Source organism: Frankia sp. CoWAU3 (assembly GCF_977971855.1).
In genome coordinates, this window is sequence record NZ_CDWWXB010000130.1 from 1,998 (window position 1) to 3,443 (window position 1,446).

Consider the following 1,446-nt stretch of genomic DNA (forward strand, 5'->3'; position numbering starts at 1 on the left):
CGACCATCAGTACCACGGCGGCCGATGATGTCGATGCCGCTGACGATCCCGCCCTGGACCCGGGCCGGCGGCTGTCCCCGCGACGGGCGGCCGCCCTGTCCGGACTCGCCATCCTGGGCACCGGCGGAATCAACGCGACGGTCACGCTGTGCGTCCTGCTCTGTCCGGCGGTGGTCCTCGTGTTCGCCGGCGGCACCCGCCGGGCCTGGGCGCTGCGGGCTTGGTGGGTCGTCGCCGTCATCCTCGCCTCGGCCTGGTGGCTGCTGGCGCTGATGGTGCAGGGCCGCTACGGGCTGAACTTCCTCGCGTTCACCGAGACCGCCCAGACGACCACGGCGACGACGTCGGTGGCGGAAGCCCTGCGCGGCGCGACGGACTGGCTGGCGTATGTCCAGTTACCCAGGCCCTGGCTGCCGGCCGCCACCGAGTACGTGTCCCGGCCGGTGCCGATCATCGGATCGGCAGCCGTGGCGGCGATCGGGCTGTGGGGGCTGTCCCGGGCCGATCTGCCCGCCCGCCGGTTCCTGCTGGTGACGTTGGCCGCCGGCACGGTCTCGGTGGCCGCGGCCTATCCGGGGCATCCGGGCAGCCCGCTGGCGGGCGTGGTGCGGGACCTGCTCGGTGACCAGCTGGGCTTTCTGCGCAACGTCTACAAGTTCCAGCCGGTGGTGCGCCTGCCGATAGCCCTGGGGATCGCGCACGCCCTGACGGTCCGACCTGTCAGTCTCGCCGCCCGTGTGCGGAGATGGACGACCCGCGAGGCTTCCCGCCGGCACGGCAGGACCGCGGACATGATCGTGGCCGCCGCGGTGAACGTCCCCGTCGTGCTGACCGTGGCCGCGCTGGTCTGCGGCATGACGCCAGCGCTCGCCGGCAGGGCGCTGCAGCCCCGGCCGTTCGCCCGGGTGCCCGACTACTGGGTGGCCGCCGCGGACTGGCTGGCCGCCCATCCCCAGGACGGCCGGGCCCTGGTGCTGCCCGGCTCGCCGTTCGCCGAGTACGAGTGGGGCCGGCCGCTCGACGAGCCGCTGCAGTGGCTGGCCCGCACGCCGTGGGGGGTCCGCGGCCTGATCCCGCTCGGTGGCACGGGCGTGACCCGGCTGATGGACGGCATCGAGCACCAGCTCGCCACCGGGTCCGCCGCGGGCCTCGCCCCGGCACTGGCCCGGGCCGGGATCGGCCAGATCCTGCTCCGCAACGACCTGGAACAGAAGAACTGGGACGTCCCCCCGTCCACCGACGAGCTCCACCGGGCGTTGCGTTCCTCCGGTCTCACCCTGGCCGCCGCGTTCGGCCCGCAGGTGCCGGCGCGCGCCTCGGCGAAGGAGCGGCTCGTCCCGGAGCTGCGCAACCCGGCCGCGCGGGTACCCGCGCTGGAGGTCTGGACCGTCCCGGGCGGCGCGAAGCTTGTCGGCTCCTACCCAGCGGACACCGCCGTCGTCGTCT

1 protein-coding gene is annotated in these 1,446 nt (G+C 74.5%); it reads left to right on the forward strand.

All coding sequences use genetic code 11. The features are described from left to right. The coding region (locus AC08ON_RS12280; RefSeq protein ID WP_476617003.1) for an alpha-(1->3)-arabinofuranosyltransferase domain-containing protein at positions 1 to 1,446 on the forward strand (1,446 nt) is incomplete at both ends.